This is a genomic window from Arthrobacter sp. ZBG10 (assembly GCF_001238605.1).
In the GTDB taxonomy this organism is placed as follows: Bacteria; Actinomycetota; Actinomycetes; order Actinomycetales; family Micrococcaceae; genus Arthrobacter.
This window is the reverse complement of record NZ_LFQH01000058.1, coordinates 1-18,062: the sequence shown is the minus strand read 5'-3', so window position 1 is coordinate 18,062 and position 18,062 is coordinate 1. Positions and strand designations below refer to the sequence as shown.

15 protein-coding genes and 1 tRNA gene are annotated in these 18,062 nt (G+C 66.4%); 7 read left to right on the top strand and 9 right to left on the bottom strand.

Translation table 11 applies throughout. The annotated features are described in order from the left end of the window. The first annotated feature begins 35 nt into the window (after window positions 1-35). A complete protein-coding gene (locus ACU18_RS14270; RefSeq protein WP_050686567.1) occupies window positions 36-1,589 on the top strand; it encodes an APC family permease in 1,554 nt (517 codons plus the stop codon). A gap of 241 nt (window positions 1,590-1,830) precedes the next feature. Here the strand turns inward: ACU18_RS14270 and ACU18_RS14265 are convergent, their stop codons facing one another. The 7 genes from ACU18_RS14265 to ACU18_RS14235 form a co-directional block, all read right to left on the bottom strand. Beyond that, window positions 1,831-2,379 (bottom strand): AMIN-like domain-containing (lipo)protein, encoded by a 549-nt coding sequence (locus ACU18_RS14265; RefSeq protein WP_050686565.1) that lies wholly within the window; start codon window positions 2,377-2,379, stop codon window positions 1,831-1,833. 301 nt (window positions 2,380-2,680) lie between these two features. Beyond that, entirely contained in the window at window positions 2,681-2,887 is a 207-nt protein-coding gene (locus ACU18_RS14260) for a hypothetical protein (protein WP_050686562.1), read from the bottom strand. A gap of 101 nt (window positions 2,888-2,988) precedes the next feature. Continuing rightward, window positions 2,989-4,284 (bottom strand): MFS transporter, encoded by a 1,296-nt coding sequence (locus ACU18_RS14255; protein WP_050686645.1) that lies wholly within the window; start codon window positions 4,282-4,284, stop codon window positions 2,989-2,991. A gap of 137 nt (window positions 4,285-4,421) precedes the next feature. Next, on the bottom strand, window positions 4,422-4,844 hold the full coding sequence (locus tag ACU18_RS14250) for a ChaB family protein (protein WP_050686561.1): 423 nt from the start codon (window positions 4,842-4,844) through the stop codon (window positions 4,422-4,424). A gap of 111 nt (window positions 4,845-4,955) precedes the next feature. Continuing rightward, window positions 4,956-6,281: an LssY C-terminal domain-containing protein gene (locus ACU18_RS14245; protein ID WP_082178345.1), complete on the bottom strand. Its 1,326-nt coding sequence runs from the start codon at window positions 6,279-6,281 to the stop codon at window positions 4,956-4,958. Between the two features lie 143 nt (window positions 6,282-6,424). After that, window positions 6,425-6,501 (bottom strand) — tRNA-Thr (locus ACU18_RS14240). Between the two features lie 148 nt (window positions 6,502-6,649). Further along, complete coding sequence (locus ACU18_RS14235) at window positions 6,650-7,525, bottom strand: DsbA family protein (protein ID WP_050686558.1); 876 nt, start codon at window positions 7,523-7,525, stop codon at window positions 6,650-6,652. Between the two features lie 179 nt (window positions 7,526-7,704). Here ACU18_RS14235 and ACU18_RS14230 point away from each other — a divergent pair, with 179 nt between their 5' ends. The 4 genes from ACU18_RS14230 to ACU18_RS14215 all read left to right on the top strand — a co-directional run bounded on the left by ACU18_RS14230 (window position 7,705) and on the right by ACU18_RS14215 (window position 12,848). Further along, window positions 7,705-9,207 carry an alpha,alpha-trehalose-phosphate synthase (UDP-forming) gene (locus ACU18_RS14230; RefSeq protein ID WP_050686557.1) on the top strand — a complete coding sequence of 501 codons (1,503 nt, stop codon included), beginning with the start codon at window positions 7,705-7,707 and terminating at the stop codon, window positions 9,205-9,207. Beyond that, complete coding sequence (otsB, locus tag ACU18_RS14225) at window positions 9,197-10,033, top strand: trehalose-phosphatase (protein ID WP_050686556.1); 837 nt, start codon at window positions 9,197-9,199, stop codon at window positions 10,031-10,033. Before ACU18_RS14230 ends, otsB begins: the two co-directional genes overlap by 11 nt. Window positions 10,034-10,254: 221 nt before the next feature. Further along, entirely contained in the window at window positions 10,255-11,337 is a 1,083-nt protein-coding gene (locus ACU18_RS14220) for an ABC transporter ATP-binding protein (protein ID WP_050686555.1), read from the top strand. A 101-nt stretch (window positions 11,338-11,438) separates the two neighbouring features. After that, the gene (locus tag ACU18_RS14215; protein WP_050686554.1) at window positions 11,439-12,848 is read left to right on the top strand and encodes a DUF4032 domain-containing protein; all 1,410 of its coding nucleotides are present in this window, start codon (window positions 11,439-11,441) and stop codon (window positions 12,846-12,848) included. A gap of 119 nt (window positions 12,849-12,967) precedes the next feature. Here ACU18_RS14215 and ACU18_RS14210 read toward each other — a convergent pair whose 3' ends face one another. Then, a complete protein-coding gene (locus ACU18_RS14210) occupies window positions 12,968-14,338 on the bottom strand; it encodes an FAD-binding oxidoreductase (RefSeq protein WP_050686553.1) in 1,371 nt (456 codons plus the stop codon). A gap of 184 nt (window positions 14,339-14,522) precedes the next feature. Here ACU18_RS14210 and ACU18_RS14205 point away from each other — a divergent pair, with 184 nt between their 5' ends. Continuing rightward, on the top strand, window positions 14,523-16,256 hold the full coding sequence (locus ACU18_RS14205; RefSeq protein WP_050686552.1) for a glycoside hydrolase family 13 protein: 1,734 nt from the start codon (window positions 14,523-14,525) through the stop codon (window positions 16,254-16,256). Between the two features lies 1 nt (window position 16,257). Then, window positions 16,258-17,298, top strand: coding sequence for a LacI family DNA-binding transcriptional regulator (locus ACU18_RS14200; RefSeq protein WP_050686551.1), 1,041 nt, complete (start codon window positions 16,258-16,260; stop codon window positions 17,296-17,298). Window positions 17,299-17,308: 10 nt separating this feature from the next. Here ACU18_RS14200 and ACU18_RS14195 read toward each other — a convergent pair whose 3' ends face one another. After that, window positions 17,309-17,821: a hypothetical protein gene (locus tag ACU18_RS14195; protein WP_050686550.1), complete on the bottom strand. Its 513-nt coding sequence runs from the start codon at window positions 17,819-17,821 to the stop codon at window positions 17,309-17,311. Window positions 17,822-18,062 lie beyond the last annotated feature (241 nt).

The following is an 18,062-nucleotide window of genomic DNA, read 5'->3' as shown; positions in this document are numbered from 1 at the left end:
GACTGCCGTCTCAATTTCTTCCAGAAAGTGGTGCCATGACAGAGACCACCCGCACCAGCGCCAAGTCCCCCGGCAACGCGCCCGCCTCCGGAGACGCCGGCGTCTCCGCCAAAGGCCTCAAGGGCGGCCAGCTGGGACTCCTGGCCGTGGTTGTCCTGGGCATTTCGACCATCGCCCCGGCCTACACCCTGACCAGCGCCCTGGGCCCTACCGTGAATGAGGCCGGCCTGCAGCTGCCCGTCATCTTCCTCATCGGATTCATCCCCATGATCCTGGTGTCCCTGGCCTACCGGGAGCTCAACGCCGACTCGCCGGACAGCGGCACCACCTTCACCTGGGTGACCAAGGCGTTTGGCCCCTGGGTGGGCTGGATGGGCGGCTGGGGCCTCCTGGCGGCCAACATCATTGTGCTCTCCAACCTGGCCGGCGTCGCCGTCGACTTCTTCTACCTCTTCCTTTCCCAGGTGACGGGCTCCCCCGACCTCGCCGACCTCGCGGGGAACAAGGCTGTCAACGTAATGACCTGCTTCGTCTTTGTGGCTCTTGCGGTCTGGGTCAGCTACCGCGGCATGCACACCACGAAAGTGGTGCAGTACAGCCTGGTGGGCTTCCAACTGGTGGTCCTGGGCTTGTTTGTGGGGATGGCCTTCGCCAACTGGTCCACCTCCGAAACCGCCATCCCCTTCAGCTGGGAATGGTTCGACGTCACCAAAATCGAGACGTTCGGCCAGATCGCCGCCGGCATCTCGCTGTCCATCTTTGTGTACTGGGGCTGGGACGTCTGCCTGACGGTCAATGAGGAAACCGCCAACGGCAAGCGGACCTCGGGACTGGCCGGCACCCTTACGGCCGTCATCGTCCTGGGCATCTACCTGGTGGTGAGCATCGCCACCATGATGTTTGCCGGCGTCGGGGACACCGGCAACGGCCTGAACAACGCCGACATCCACGAGAACATCTTCACGGCCCTGGCCTCACCCATCATGGGCCCCTTTGCCATCCTGATGTCGCTGGCCGTGCTGTCCAGCTCGGCTGCATCCCTGCAGTCCACGTTTATGTCCCCTTCGCGCAGCCTGCTGGCAATGGGCCATTACGGCGCCATGCCGCAGCCGTTCAGCCGCATCAGCCGCAAATTTGCGACGCCGGGCTACGCCACCATCGCCGCCGGCATCGTCTCGGCGGGCTTCTACGCCGTGATGCACGTGGTCAGCGAAAATGTCCTCAATGACACCATCCTGGCCCTGGGGCTGATGATCTGCTTCTACTACGGCCTGACCGCCCTGGCCTGCGCCTGGTACTTCCGGCACAGCGTTTTCAGCAGCGTCCGCCACTTCGTCCTTCGGCTGCTCTGCCCGGTCCTGGGCGGAGTGGGCCTGTTTGTGGTGTTCCTCCAGACCGCTGCCGACAGCTGGGCGCCCGAATTCGGCAGCGGCTCCGAGGTGTTCGGGGTGGGCCTGGTGTTTATCCTCGGCATCGGCATCCTGGCGCTGGGCGCCGTGTTTATGCTGGTCATGGCCAAGGTGCGGCCCGGGTTCTTCCGCGGCGAGACGCTCCGGCGTGACACGCCGGCCCTGGTGGTCCCGGAGTAGGAACTGCGGCACCATCGCGGTAGGGCCCCGCAAGCCAGCCCGACCTGGACCCGGACGCCCTGCCAGCCCGCGCCTGCCTGTTCCAGCTGGCTCCCGTTGATCCACCGCCGGACCAAAACCGCGTCGCATCATGTTTCCAATCCATCGGCAGTACGCAACGAAAGGTGCCGCGGTCCCTGGTTCGGGGCTGCGGCACCTTTTCTGTGGTCATACCGGGGAATTTACGCCGGGCGGGACAGGCTCACCAGAAGTGTGCCACGTCGATCACCAGGCGGGACCCGCCGCCCGGACCGACCAGGGTGAAGGCCCGGAACGGAAGCCTGGCACGAACGCCCAGGCCCAGAGTTGTCTGGCCCTCGTAGCTTCCGGCCCAGACCACCTGGCGGAAGGTCTGGTAACCGGCCACGTTGACTACTTCCTTCGGGTTGGCCGGCAGATAGGTGGCGGACCCGGAGTCGTTGTAGGCAGGAGCCAGGGCAACGATCCGCAGCCGGGCACCGCCCCTGACGGGTATTACCTCTCCCTTGCCGTCGCTGGTGATGACACCAACGTACTCAACCCTGTAGCCGTCCGTCCGGCCATTGAGGTCGATCACCAGCCGGTCGTAGCAGGCCTGACGGCCGGAGCGGACGTTGGTGACGGATCCTGCGCCGGTGTCAGGAGCTGCCTTGGCCAATGACCCCCAAGTGAGGCCGCAATACGATGTAGCTGCCGAGGCTGGCCCCGGGATGATGATGCCCAGCCCTGCCGCGATAAGAAGCGCGGTGAACCAGATTGATAGTTTTTTCATTGTCGTTTTCCTGGGTGAGGAGCGGGTGGATAGCTCAAGGCTAGGAGCCTCCAGACCCGGAAAACAGGCTTGTTTCCGCTTCGGCGCGCAACCGTTAGCGAAGCTTCCCCAGCATCACGCCACCATGCATCAAGACCGGAAATTTGCCCCGCCGTCATCCGTTTGATGTCGTTTCGGCACCCGCGCCGTTATGGCAGGTAACGACGCCGGCCGGCAGTAAAAACCACACGTTCCGCCGGCACGGGACAGGTGTTAAAGCAGTGGCGCAAGTATCACCTGGGGCCGTTCCGATGCCACGTCGTCAGGCCAATCCACGACTGTTTTCGGGCTCCAGGCCGCCGTGATGGCTTGCCCTCGCTTGGTGCGCACCGGCGGCCACACCGCTGAGCGCCGGCAGCCAGCCCCAGCGGGTCGCGTCGGCCATGGCGTCGGCGGCGCGGTCCGGGGATTCGTAGGTAAAGACGTCCCGAAGCCAGTCAAGGAGCCGGCCTGCGTTGTGAGCTGTCATGCGCCCAACCTACGCAGCGATTGTTGTGGCCGCGTTTCGTCCCCGTCTCCCGACGATTAACTCTGCCGCGGCTGCCCCTGCCCGGCACCCGCCGGAAACGGTCAAGGCGCAGGTGCCGTTCCGGCGTCGGGCCCTGCCGTGGCGTCCGTGTCCGGTGCCGGCTCGGTCCGGACATCAGCAGCAGCGCGTTGCCGGCGGCTGAGGAAAATGAAGGGGGCGGCCAGCAGCTGGACGGCACCGCCCACGGCGAGGGACGCCGGGTAACCGTACAGGTCGGCCGTGCGGCCCAGGGCAGGCTGTACCGCCACGCCGCCGACGGACCCCATCAGCGAATCGAAGCTGAGGACCGTGGCGCGCTGCCTGGATTCGATCATGTCGTTGAGGTAGGCCTGCCGGACGGGGGTGCCTGCGGACCCCACCACGGCCCAGAGCGCCAGGAGGGCCAGCGCCACCCAGAAGTTGGCGGTGACCATCAGCACCACCAGGATCACGGAGCTGATGACGTTGCTGGCGATCAGGATGGTGGTGCGCCGCCGGACCAGGCGCCGGACCCGCGGGGCCATCCACCCGCCCACCACATCCGCTCCAGCCACGATGGCCGCGGCCAGCCCGGCCACCGCGTAGGCACGGGGGTCACCGAACAGCTGCAGCAGGTAGGGCTGCAGCGCGTAAAAAACGTAGAAGCCGACACCTTCGGTGAAGGGTGCGGCAAGCATCATGTAGCGGACCGGCGGATTCTTCAGCCCGCCGTCCACGGATGCCTTCAGCACAGCCCGCGTGGCCCGGATCGGGTGCGGAGAGCGCTCGGGTGTGAAGCCGACGTCGTGCATCAGCCGCAGGGCCACGGCAAACAGGGCCAGCAGCACCGCCACGCGGACCAGGAAGGGGACGCCCAGGTTGGTGGCCTGCGCCAGGACGCCGCCGGCCACGGATCCGGCCAGCATGGCGATGCCCGAGACCATCTGTCCGCGGCCCAGCACTGCCTCCAGGTCACCGTCGTATCCGGAGAAGCGCAGCGCGTCCACCAGCCAGGCCTCAACGGCCCCGGAAAAGAACGTGAACCCGAGGCCAAGCAGGACGGACACGGCGGCCCACCACCAGAACGGCGCGGACCACTGCCACAGCAGGTAGTACAGGAAGGTCGATACGGCCAGCGTCAACGTCCCGAGCAGGAATGAGGTGCGCCGGCCCCAGCCGTCGGCGATGACGCCGGTGGGCACCTCGAAGAGGACCATCCCGGCCGTGAAGAACGCATTGGCGGCGAAGGCCTCCAGGTTGTTGAGGCCGGCATCCAGCAGGAAGAGGGTGTTGATGCCCCAGATGAACGAGGCCGCAAGGGTGTTGCCCAAGGTCAGCGTGAGGTAGATGCGCTGGATCTTTTGGGCGGCCGGGTTCATTGCAGTGCCGTGCAGGAAATGGCGGACAATGTTCCTCCTGGCGTCCAAGCCGGCCCACATGTGTCTTCTGATTCGACACCCTGGCGGGCGGAACGGCAAGGGCCAGTTGGCGGGGCGCCCTGGTCAGCTGGGAACCGCTAGCCGCCGCTGGCCCTGCGCGTGGCGGAGTCGTTGGCTTTCCGTAGGGCCTGGACCAGTTGGTCCTTGCCCATGGTGGAGCGGCCGGCGACGTCGAGTTCCTTCGCGAGCTTATAGAGGTGGGCCTTGGAGGCGTTGGCGTCCACACCGCCGGCTGTGGGTTTATCCGACAAACCGCCCTGCTCCGCCCGTTCGTCCGACGGGCCGTTCTCCGCTTTGGGCTCCCAATGGTCGGCCACCTTTTCGTGGCTGTGCTTGAGGGCGGCGAACGCCGTCCGCGCGGCGCGGCCTTCGTCGTTGTAGGACTCCATGGCCGAGTCGTAGGTTTTGGCGAAAGTGTCCTGGGCTTCCTGGCCGGAGCGCTGCAGGGTGGACGGCAGCTCCTTCTTCAGGGCGTGGTGGTTCTTGCCGGTCTTGGGCATTGGCACTCCTGTCCGGTCGTGGTGCTGGCGGGTCCCAGAGTACCGCCGGAAGGTGCGTCCCGGGAAGGGAAAGCGCGGCGCAGGGCGGGGCCCCGGGCAAGGCCTGCGCAGCTAGAACGGGGCCGTTCCGCCGGGCAGCCCCGAGATCCGTTTGGGCGCCTTGCGCCGGCGGTTCACGTAGGTGGTTGCCCTGTCGCTGGAAAGCGCCAGCAGCACCAGCACCGTCAGCGCCACGCTCCACAGGTTCTGCCGCACGTCATCCGGGTTGCCGGACTCAGACGCGGTGACGAGGGCTGCGATGGAGAGCACGCTGAGCAGCATCACGGCGGACCTGGCCCGGGCACTGCCCAGGAAGACCCGCCAGGCGAGCAGCGCCATCACCACCCCCACGGCGATCACGGCGGACGCCGCGACCTGTACCACCACGGTGGCGAGCGGCCCCAGTCCAGGGTCGGTGTCGGCGGCGGTGATGGGCGCGTCCAGCAGCTGCACGATGCCGGTGAGGATCGAGGCGAGCGCGCTGACGGCGGTCATGACCGCGCCCACCACCACCGGCGCGGGGCGCCGGTCGCGGCTGTCCGTGCCCTGGTCAGGCTCCGCGGTGCCGGCAGCCAGCTGGCGCAGGTCAAGGATGGGCAGGTCGCCGTCGGTAACTATGGCATCGCCGCCGCCGTTGCGCGCGTGGTATCCGGTGGAAAAATCGCGGATGACGCTCACCGTCGCGTCCCCCTGCGCGGCAAGGACAGTAGCCACGATATGGTCCCGTTCCACATCGGTGTCCGGCGCGATCTTGTGGGTGACCTGCAGCGTAAAAAGCGAAAAGCCCACGCTCCGGTCATAGGTGCCGGCGGCGAGCCAATCGGCGCTGATGCCGCCGGGCAGCAACCACCCCGCGGGGGCGCGCCAGAACCGGACATGGTGTCGTTTGCCGGGGCTGCCGTCCACTTCCTGCTGGTACGCGAAGTCCTGCCTGCGGCCAAACAGAAGGAGCGGGCTGACGGGCGCGGCCAGGTAGCTGCGCCGCAGGACGGTGGACTTCACAATGCGGAACCCGGTCCGGAACGACAGGTCGTCGGCACGGATCCACGCGGCGCCCTGCATGGCGGTGTGGAGCTGGGCTTCGGAGCCGAGGAGGGCGAGGTTGACCGGGTCGCCCAGCAACCCGTCGCTGGTCCGGGCCCGGCCGATGAAGTAGTCGGGGACGTAGATCCGGGTCAGGATGCTGTGCAGCCGGGGCAGCACCAGGTAGGCAAGCGCCACCCAGAACCCCACGAGGAAGAGCAACTGCCACCAGCCGAAGAGGAAGCTCTCCCGGACCAGGACGGCGGCAAGCCAGACGGCTGACACGCCGCCGAGCACAAAAAAGGCCCAGTCAGCGAAACTTTGCCGGGTGGCTGCGGGTACCGGCGGCACCCTTCGCCCGGTGCGCACGGACATCCGGTGGCGACCCTTCACGAAGGTTTGTTGCACTGACCCTAGCCCACATTGCCGGACAGGATCGGGCACCAGCGGGACCGGCTGCTTCCGGGAAAAGGAAAAGCCCTCCGTTCCGGCAGAATCGCCGGAACGGAGGGCTCCGTTGGAGCCTCCTGTCGGATTCGAACCGACGACCCCCGCTTTACAAGAGCGGTGCTCTGGCCAACTGAGCTAAGGAGGCACACCCCCAATGGGGCAACGCCTGAACGGCACTGGATAAGGGTAGCCCAAAGTCCCACCGGTGGTAAAAACGCTTGCGTCCGGCAGGCCCTGCGCAAAAACCCGCCCCCGGAGAAAACCGGGAGCGGGCCTTGGGTACTTCGGGCGGATCAGGCCTTGGCGTCGATCGCAGCCTGGATGTCGGCATTCAGGTCGGTGGTACCGTCCCACTGCTTGCCGTCCACAAAGATGGTGGGCGTGCCGCTGATGCCGGTGTTGGCGGCCAGGCCGGTGGCGTACTTGACGTACGGGCGGAACGTTTTGTCGTCCACGCAGCTGCCGATGTCCGCGCCGATGTCGCTGGCCAGGGACTTCAGCTTGTCATCGGAAAGGCCGGCGCCACCTTCAGCGGGCTGGTTAGTGAAAAGGGTGTCCACGTATTCGCCGTACTTGTCCGGAGCCTTGTCCGCGACGCAAGCGGCGGCGTTGGCGGCACGTGAGGAGTAGTTGGTGCTGGACTGGCGGTCCAGGAAGCCCAGCGGGCGGTATTCGAGGGAGATTTTGCCTTCGTTGCGGAGCCCGGTGAGGGCCTCGTTGTAGGTGTCCTCGAACCGCTTGCAGACGGGGCAGATGAAGTCAACGTACGCAACAACCTTGACGGGCTGGCCGGTCTCGGCTTCGGCGCCGGGGGCGACCAGCGGGCTGGGCAGGGTCTCGGGCTTGGCCGGCAGGTTGGCCATGTCCACGGAGCCGCCGTCGGCGGCCTTGACCTCGGTGTTCGCCAGCAGGGTCACGCCGCCGTTGGTGTTGGCGCTGGTGGGGACCGGTCCCTGGTCCGCGATCGGCGTGTTCTGCTTGAGCGAGGTGGTGACCACCAGCCCCACGATGACCAGGATGGCCACCACGGCCGCGACGATGCCCCAGCCGATCAGCAGCTTGTTCCGCCGCTCCTTCTTCAGCTGGGCTTCGCGGATCATCCGGGCCTTCTCGCGCGCCTCCGCGGTGCGCTCAGCCTTGGACTTCCGTACTTCATTTGCGGGGCTCATGTGTTCCTTGGGTCGATCGACGTGGGGGGACCACTCAGTGGCAACTCCACCATTTTAGGGGAGAAAGCTGGGAGCTTGCGCTTTCAACCATTCCGCCGGGTTGCCCAACGGATGAATAGCACGGATGACCCCGCCCCGTTAGGGTTGCCTGAGAGCACAAGCAACCCCAGGGGGCCGCAATGCAATCACCCGTCCAGGACAAATCCGCCGCCAAATCCCGGCCAGGAACCACCGGTTCCGCGCACGGCGACGCCACGAAATACGACTTTATGGTGGTGTCCAACAGGCTGCCGGTGGACCGTTGCGCTCCGGGCGACAACGGCGACGACGGCTCGGGGTGGCGTCGCTCCCCCGGTGGACTGGTGACGGCCCTGGCACCCATGATGGGTAAAACAGACGGCGCCTGGGTGGGCTGGCACGGTGCCCCCGACGAAACGCTGGAACCGTTCAGCCACGGCGGCATGGACCTTGTCCCCGTCCAGCTCAGCGACGACGAGGTGGAGCTCTACTATGAGGGCTTCTCCAACGCGACCCTCTGGCCGCTCTACCACGACGTCATCGCACCCCCGGAATTCCACCGGACCTGGTGGGACGCCTACCGCAAGGTCAACCAAAGGTTCGCCGACGCCGTCGTCCGCCATGCTGACACAAACGCCACCGTTTGGGTCCAGGACTACCAGCTGCAGCTGGTGCCACGGATGCTGCGGAAGGTCCGCCCGGACCTGCGGATCGGATTCTTTAACCACATCCCCTTCCCGCCCCCGGAGATCTTCGCCCAGCTCCCTTGGCGGCAGGCCATCATCGACGGGCTGCTCGGCGCGGACCTGGTGGGCTTCCAGCGCGCCAGCGACGCCGGAAACTTCATGCGCTCGGCCCGCCGCTTCCTTGGCGCCAGCGTCAAGCAGCAGCAGGTCCACGTCAAGGACGGCGACGGCGAAATCACGCACATCGCCCGCGCCCAGGCGTTCCCCATTTCCATCGACGTCCAGCAGATCAGCGAACTGGCCGGCCGGCCGGACATCATTGAACGGGCGCGCCAGATCCGGCAGGACCTGGGCAACCCCAAAACCATCCTGCTGGGTGTTGACCGGCTGGACTACACCAAGGGGATCAGGCACCGGCTCAAGGCCTTTGAGGAGCTCCTGGCGGACGGCAAGCTTTCCGTCGCCGACGCCACCCTGATCCAGGTTGCCTCGCCGAGCCGGGAGCGCGTGGAGCAGTACCGCCTGCTCCGCGAAGAGGTGGAGGGTACCGTGGGCCACATCAACGGCACCTACGACACCCTGGAAAACACCGCCGTCCGCTACCTGCACCACAGCTACCCGGTGGAGGAAATGGTGGCCCTGTACCTGGCCGCGGACGTTATGCTGGTCACCGCGCTGCGGGACGGGATGAACCTGGTGGCCAAGGAATACGTCACGGCCCGGAACAATAACGACGGGGCGCTGGTCCTCAGCGAGTTCGCCGGGGCGGCGGACCAGCTCAAGCAGGCGCTGCTGATGAACCCGCACGATATTGACGGCCTCAAGAGCGCCATCATGACCGCCGTGGACATGCCGGCCCGGGAAGCCTCCCGCCGGATGAAGTCCATGCGCAAGCAGATTTTGGAGCACGACGTCGACCACTGGTCAGCGGATTTCCTGCAGGCCCTGAACGAGAAGGTCATCCGCGATGACACCTGAGGCCCGCCCCGGCCAGGGCCCCCTGGCCCTGTCCCCTGAACTCCGTGCAGCCCTCCGCGAAATTGCCCGCACGGAACACCTGCTGGTGGCCCTGGACTTCGACGGCACTATGGCGCCGATAGTGGGCCACGCGGACGACGCCCGGCCGCTGCCACGGTCGGCTGCGGCGTTCGCAGGACTCGCCGTCCTGCCGCGCACGACGACGGCACTCATCTCCGGGCGCGCACTCGCCAGCCTAAGGGTGGTCGCCTCGCCACCTGTGGACTCCCTGCTGATCGGCAGCCACGGCGCCGAGGCCTGGCTGGGCCCCGGTTCCGCCGGCCTCACGCTGGACGCGGCGCAGGCGGAACTGCTGGCCGAGGTCCGCAGCGCGCTCGCCGAAATCGTCGCCGTGGCACCGGGCACCATGCTCGAGGACAAACCGGCGGGCGTGGTGCTCCACACCCGGCTCGCGGCCGATGACGTCGCCGAGGATGCTGTGGCCGCTGCCCGGTCCCTGCTGCAGGACCGCAAGGGGGTGTTCCTCAAGGATGGGAAACGCGTCCTGGAAACGTCAGTCGTCAACGCCTCCAAGGGTGAGGGGGTAACCTTCCTGCGCCAGATCACCGGAGCCACTGCGGTGCTGTTTGCCGGGGATGACACCACCGACGAGGATGCGCTGGCCCGGCTCGAACCCGGGGACGTTGGCATCAAGGTGGGTTTCGACTTCACCGGGGCACAGTTCCGTGTGGAGGCCCCCATCCATGTGGCGGAACTCCTCGAAACACTCCTGCAGGAACGCAGCCTGGCCGTTGCCGAAGAGGATCCAGGACGCACCGGCAGCTGACGCCGTGCCGAACCTCACGTGTGACGTTCGTAACAAAGACAACAAAACGGGCAGCGTCTGGCATACTCTTGCTTGTGATGTGGCGCACAAACACCGTGCGGCATTACCCACTGCCTCCTGGCGCTAGCCGGATGGCAGTGGTGCAAAACAAAACTGAACAAACATGAACCATTCACAACGGATCGTCCGGCACGTACCTGCCGGTGAAGGGATTGATAACTGTGGCTACAGTTACTTTTGATAACGCTACGCGTCTGTACCCGGGCACAGAAAAGCCCGCCGTCGATAAGCTCAACATCGACATCGCCGATGGCGAATTCCTCGTCCTCGTTGGACCCTCCGGTTGCGGTAAGTCCACCTCCCTGCGCATGCTCGCAGGCCTTGAGGATGTCAACGCAGGCCGTATCCTCATTGGCGACCGCGACGTCACCGACGTTCCGCCGAAGGACCGCGACATCGCGATGGTTTTCCAGAACTACGCGCTGTACCCGCACATGACGGTTGCCGACAACATGGGCTTCGCCCTGAAGATCGCCGGCGTTTCCAAGGAAGAGCGCGCCGAGCGTGTCCGTGAAGCAGCAAAGCTTCTTGACCTTGAGCCGTACCTGGACCGCAAGCCGAAGGCACTTTCCGGTGGCCAGCGCCAGCGTGTTGCCATGGGCCGCGCCATTGTGCGTAACCCGCAGGTCTTCCTCATGGATGAGCCGCTCTCCAACCTGGACGCCAAGCTCCGTGTCCAGACCCGTACGCAGATCGCGTCCCTGACCCGCCGCCTGGGCGTCACCACGGTCTACGTGACCCACGACCAGGTCGAGGCAATGACCATGGGTGACCGCGTGGCTGTGCTGAAGGACGGCCTGCTGATGCAGGTCGACACCCCGCGCAACCTGTACGACCGCCCGAAGAACGTGTTTGTCGCCGGCTTCATCGGCTCCCCCGCCATGAACCTGCTCGAACTGCCCGTCGTCGACGGCGGCGTCCAGTTCGGTGGAACGGTTTACCCCGTGCCGCGCAACATCCTCGAAGAAGCCCACGGCAGCACGGTCACCGTTGGTTCCCGTCCGGAAGACCTCGAGACCGCACCGCAGGGTGAGGGCCTCAAGGTCGAGGTCGACGTCGTTGAAGAACTCGGCGCCGACGCCTACGTCTACGGCCACACCACGCTCGACGGCAAGGACCACGACATCGTGGCACGCGTCGACGGTCGCCGTCCTCCGCTGAAGGGCGAGACCCTCTACGTCCGGCCGCAGTCGGGCCACGTGCACCTGTTCGACACCAAGACCGGTCTGCGTCTCGGCGACTGATTCGTTCTGTAACCGGCGGCGGCCCCTTCACTGGAGGGGCCGCCGTCGGCCGTTTAACCCGATGTTTAGCCCAACACCGCAAAGTACGGAAGAATTGAGCCATGACCGAGGAAAACAGCGCCCAGTGGCACGATGAACCCACCGACTACGCGCAGATCGGAAAACTGCCGCGGTTTGTGGCGGCCAGCGCGGACGACGATAAAGCGGCCTCGGTCTCCAGTTCCCTGAACATCACGGCCGCGGCCGCGGACCCCGAGTTGCTGGACCTTCCGTGGCACATCGCCCTGGAGGACTGGCCGGCGGAAAACCTCGCGGCGCTGCCCCGCGGCATCTCCCGGCACATTGTGCGCTTCGCCCATCTGGGCGGTTCCGTGATTGCCATCAAGGAAACGTCCGAGCACGTGGCCCGGCACGAATACCACATGCTCCGCAAACTGGCGCGGCTGGATGTCCCCTGCGTGGAACCCGTCGCCGTCATCACCGGCCGGACCACCATGGACGGCCGCCCCCTCAACCCGGTGCTGGTGACCCGGCACCTGAAGTTCTCCATGCCGTACCGCGCATTGTTCTCGCAGATGCTGCGCAAGGACACCCTGACGCGGCTGATCGACGCCCAGGCGCTCCTGATGGTCCGGCTGCACCTGATCGGCTTCTACTGGGGCGACGTATCCCTGTCCAACACGCTGTTCCGCCGCGACGCCGGCGCTTTCGCGGCCTACCTGGTCGACGCCGAAACCGGCGAGCTCTACCCGGACCTGTCCACCGGCCAGCGTGAGTACGACCTCGAAATCGCCCGGGTGAACATCGCCGGTGAACTGATGGACCTGCTCGACGGCGGCCTGATCGAGGAAAAAGTGGACCCCGTGGCCACCAGCGAACTCATCATGGACAGCTACCGGCGGCTCTGGACTGAGCTGACGGAAAAGGAATCCTTTGAACTTGGCGAGCGGTGGCGGGTGGGTGCCCGGATCCGGCGGCTCAACGAACTGGGATTCGACGTTGAAGAATATGCCATCAAGACCACCCAGAACGGGACCACCATCCAGCTGCAGCCCAAGGTGGTGGACGCCGGCCACCACATGCGGCGGCTGCTGCGCCTCACCGGGCTGGATGCCCAGGAAAACCAGGCACGACGGCTGCTGAACGACATGGACTCGTTCCGGGCCGACAACAACCCGGACATGGACGAGGAATACAGCGCCCACCTCTGGGTCAGCCAGATCTTCGAACCCATTGTCCGCTCCATACCCCGGGACCTGTCCGGCAAACTGGAACCGGCGGAAGCCGTGCACGAGGTCCTGGAGCACCGCTGGTACATGTCGGAGAAGCAGGAACGCCACATCCCGCTCGCCGAAGCCGTGCAGTCCTACATCGACTCCATCCTGCGGCACCGCCGCGACGAGGCAGCGATCATGCTCAACCCGGACACCGGGATGCTCAAGATCCTCGAAGTGGAGACCGAGGAGTCCCGCTACGGAGCGGACAGCGAATACCCCGACGCCGACGACTGAGCCCTCCCTCACTGAGCCCTCCCGCAGGGCCGGGGGTCAGCCCCCAACTAGGTCGCAGTTGTTGTCGTTTTGGGCCCTCAAAACGACAACAACTGCGACCCAGTTGGGATGACGGAAGGCTAGATTGCCTTGCCGGGGTTCAGTATCCCGGCGGGGTCGAACAGCGCCTTGATCCTGTGCTGGAGCTCCCGCACGGGTTCAGCCTGCTCCTGGCCCAGCCAGCGCAGCTTGTACTGGCCCACGCCATGCTCACCCGTGATGGTGCCGCCCATGGCCAGCGCGGCCGTCACCGATTCGTCCAGCACCCGTTCCAGGCGGGCCAGGGCTCCGGCATCAACACCCGTCTCCTCCCGGTCCACCCAGAACGTGGGGTGCAGGTTGCCGTCGCCGGCGTGCGCAACAACCTTCAGGTGCACCCTGTGCTCCCCGGCCATGGCTTCCAGGGCCGCCACATAGTCCACCAGCCGTGAGCGCGGGACGGCGACATCCTCGCCCACCCGGTACTGGTCGTCCACCTCGGCGCCCCGGCTGTGCCGTCGCAGTTCCACCAGACGCTGCGCTTCGGCGCTCTCCTCAGTGGTCACCACCGCGCCGCTGTCCTGCAGAACCTGCCGGATCCTGGCTGCTTCAGCTGCAGCGCCGAAGCCGTCCGTCTGGACGAGGAGGAGGGAGCTGCCGCGTGCGCTGAGGTCCGAGCCGTGGATTTCGTCCAGCTGCGCCAGCGTCCCGCCGTCGAGCAGTTCCATGATGGCCGGCTGGACCCGGGCCCGGCCCACGGCGAGGACACCCGCTGCGGCGCGCTTGAAGTCGGGGTAGAAGGCGGCCACGGTGTGCACCTCCTGCGGCAGGTACTTCAGCCGGACGGTGATGCCCACCACAATCCCGAGCGTTCCCTCGGAGCCAACAAAAAGCCCGGTCAGGTCATAGCCCGCCACGCCCTTGAACGTCTGGTGGCCGGTGTGGATCAGCGAGCCGTCGGCCAGGACAACGTCCAGGGCCAGCACCGAGTCCCGGGTGACGCCGTACTTGGCACAGCGGAGACCGCCGGCGTTGGTAGCCACGTTCCCGCCGATGGTGGAACTGCGGTAGCTTGCAGGGTCCGGCGCGTACATCAGCCCGTGGGTGGCCGCGGCCTCATTAAGCACGGCGTTGATGACCCCCGGTTCCACTGTTGCCGTTTCATCGTCGGGGCTCAGGTCCAGGATCCGGTCCAGCCGTTCCAGGGAGAGGACCACGCAGCCGCGCGTGGCATGGGCACCGCCGGACACACCCGTCCCCGCTCCGCGGGGCACCAGCGCCACATTCGCGGCGGCGCAGGCACGCACCACCGCCTGGACCTCAGGTACCGACGCCGGGAACACCACGGCCACGGGAAGGTGGAAGTCGATGATGGGCGCCTGGTCCACCGCGTACCGCCGCAGGGTCCCTTCGGCGGTGTCCACCTGAGCTGCCCCGACGGCAGCCACCAATTCCTCAACCACGCTTTCCACAAAGCCTCCATCCGCCGTCGCACGTCTCCACCCAGTCTAGGTTGAGCGCCGGTGGTGGACGCAGGCTCGGATGCAAGCGCTTCCAGCTCCTGACCTGCGCGGATGGCTTCAACTATCAATAGGCCCTGCAAACCAGACTGGAAGCGCTTTCATTTAATCCGGATTCTGCTCTAAGGTAACTCTCATGACTGTCGAAACTGTGACACCGGACACCACCCTGGCGGCGGGCCCGCTCACGCTGATCCACTCTGCCGATACCATCCCCGGATGGTGGCGCTCCGCCGTGATCTACCAGGTGTACCCACGGTCATTCCGCGACCTCAATGGTGACGGCGTAGGCGACCTCGCAGGCATCACCGAGGAGCTGCCGCAGCTCGCGGACCTGGGGGTGGACGCCGTCTGGCTGTCCCCGTTCTACCGCTCGCCCCAGCGCGACGCCGGGTACGACGTCAGCGACTACTGCGACGTGGACCCCATCTTCGGCACCCTCACCGACTTCGACGTGATGATGGCCGAATCCCACCGGCTGGGGCTCCGCGTGATTGTGGACCTTGTGCCCAACCACTGCTCGGACCAGCACGTCGCCTTCCAGGCAGCCGTGCAGGCGTCCGCAGGCAGCCCCGAACGGGACATGTTCATTTTCCGTGACGGCAGCGGCCCTGACGGCAACGAGCCGCCCAACAACTGGGAGTCGCACTTCGGCGGCCCGGCCTGGACCCGCATCATTGGCACCGACGGCCGCCCGGAACAGTGGTACCTGCACCTCTTCGATTCCTCCCAGCCGGATTTCAACTGGGACAACCCCGCCGTCCATGCCGAGTTCGAGCGGGTCCTCCGCTTCTGGCTGGACCGCGGCGTGTCCGGGTTCAGGGTGGACGTGGCCCACGCGCTGGTCAAGGCGGCAGGTTTGCCCGCCTGGGGCGGCCGCGCGGACGGCAGCAGCAGCGAAGGCTTCCCGGGTTCTGCAGCGCCCATGTTCGGGCAGCCCGCCCTGCATGACATCTACCGCCGCTGGCGGGCAATCCTCAACGAATACGGCCACGACCGCATCCTTTGTGCCGAAGCCAACGTGGACCCGCTGCCCAGGTTGGCCGACTGGGTGCGGCCGGATGAAATGCAGCAGGCATTCAACTTCCCCTACCTGCATGCAGGCCTGGACATCCACCGCCTCCGCGGTGTCATCACCGATTCGCTGGTGGCGCTGGACGCTGTTGGCGCGCCCAGCACCTGGGTCCTGTCCAACCATGACGTGGTCCGCCACGCGAGCCGGTTCGGCTACAACGGGCAGGGACCGCGCGGCGGGGACGGCATCGGCCCCGCAGACCCGCAGCCGGACGTTGCCCTGGGCAGGCGCCGTGCTGCGGCTGCGTCCGTGTTTATGCTGGGCCTGCCGGGCGCCGCGTACCTCTATCAGGGTGAAGAACTGGGACTGCCTGACGGTATCGACATTCCCGAGCAGCTCCGCCAGGATCCCACTTTTGCCCGGACCGGCGGCGAACGCCTGGGCCGGGACGGCTGCCGGATCCCACTGCCATGGCGTGCAGCAGAACCCCACCTCGGCTTTGGACCAGGGGCTGACCCGTGGCTCCCCTTCCCCGACTCGTTTGCCGCCCTGGCGCGTGACCTGCAGACCGGATCACCGGCGTCGCACCTTTCCCTCTACAAGGAAACCCTGGCACTCCGCCGCAACCTGGACCTGGGCCGCGGCTCGCTGCTCTGGGCAGAAGACTGGTGCAGCGGATCCGCGCTGGGCTACGTCAACGGGACTACGCTGGTGCTGATGAACCTTAACCACGAACCGCTGGAGCTGCCTGCAGGCCAGGTCCTGGTCCGCAGCGCCGCCGACGGAACCGACGGCTGGCTCGCTTCCGGCGAAACGGCCTGGATTGCGCTGGGGCAGGGCGGCGCAACGGACTAGCATGCCGGGGATCAAAGAGGTTGCGGACCGGGCCGGCCTGTCGGTGGCCACGGTTTCGCGGGCGCTCAGCGGCAAGGCCAATGTTTCGGCCAAGAGCCGGGAGCGGGCCCGCAGGGCAGCGCAGGAGCTGGGCTTCGTCCCGTCGTACCACGCCGCCAGCCTGGCGTCCGGGCGGAACTACAACATCGGCCTGGTGGTGCCCTATGTGCAGCGCTGGTACTTCGCCTCCGTGCTGGAGGGCGTCTCCGAGACCCTGCTGGATGCCGGCTACGACCTCACCCTCTATAACGTGGGCGAACAGACGGAGCGCAGGAACAGCGTCCTGAGCGACTTCCTGCTGCGGAAGCGCCTGGATGCCGTGATCGCCGTTGCCCTGGTGCTCAGCGAGGCGGAGATCATGCAGCTCCTGGCCGTCCGCAGGCCCCTCGTGGCGATCGGCGGCGCCCTGCCCGGTGCGGCCTCCATCAGGATCGACGATGCCCGCCTTGCGCGGCTCGTCACCGAACACCTCATCCGGCTGGGGCACACGCGGATTGCGCATATGACCGGGGACACTGAATTGAACCGGGACTTCAAGCTTCCGGGCATCCGCCTCAGCGGATACCAGGCTGCGATGGCGGCCGCGGGCCTGCCGGTCCATCCGGACTGGCAGGTCGCGGCGGACTTCACCATCCAGGGGGCATATACGGCCGCCAAGCGGCTTCTGGGGACGGCTTCCGAACGGCCAACAGCGGTTTTCGCGGCGTCGGATGAGATGGCGGTGGGCACCATCCTCGCGGCCAGGGACTTCGGCCTCCAGGTCCCCCGGGACATCTCCGTGGTAGGCCTGGACGGGCATGAACTTGGCGAGGCCTTCGGGTTGACCACCATCGACCAGAATCCCCGCGGCCAGGGCAAGCTCGCCGCTACAACGGCGCTTGAGCTGCTGGATACGGCCTGGAACTCCGACGCCGATGCAGCACCCATCCCTGCGCCCGACTACGAATACCCCACGGACTTTGTCATCCGCACCAGCACGGCCATCCCGCCAACGAAACCCTAGCTGTGGTGTCCTAGCCGGCCGACCCCATAAAGCGGGAGTAGCGGGCCAGGATCAGCGGCCACGCCGCAACGTACCCTGCCCGGGTGGCAGCGGGATCCTCGGCGCCCTCCCAGCCCTCATGGAGCACCTTGACCTCTGCGCCGCCCTCGACGGCCCTGAAGACCACGCGGAGCTCAGTGGACCACAGCGCCGTTGAGCCGGGGTGCCAGGTGGCGTGGAAGGACAGCGGCGGCTGCCAGTCGTCAAGGGTTCCCCAGATACTGGTCCTGCCATCGTCGGCGGTCTCCAGGATGAGGTTCTCCTCGAACTCCACGTAGGACCCTGCCCCGTAAGCCCCGTGCTCTTCAAGGGGCCACCAGAGGTGTGTGTGGTCCGTGAAGCCGGCGAAGGCGTGGGCTACGGTTCCAGGCACCACAACGGTTTCGATGACCGGGACGAGCTCAGGAGGACCGGGCTGCGCCGGACTGCCGGGCTGTACAGGGCTTCCATGCTGGTCCTGGCCGTGGCTGAAGAGGCTGTTCATGAGCCCCGATTCTACCGGACCTGCCTTGTCCGTCCCGTCTGTCCCTCACCGTTACGCTATCGGTTGTGGTTGTTGTTCGGGGTGTTTGGGGACCATATCTGATAGGTCAACCCGTGGTGGTGGTTAGGGGCCTGGTGGCGCCGGCACCGTGGTGTTGGGGTTTGGTTGTTAAATGTGGGAGGCCCCAACCATGTGCTGGTTGGGGCCTCGACCGGAATGTTTGTTCCGGCGGCGTCCTACT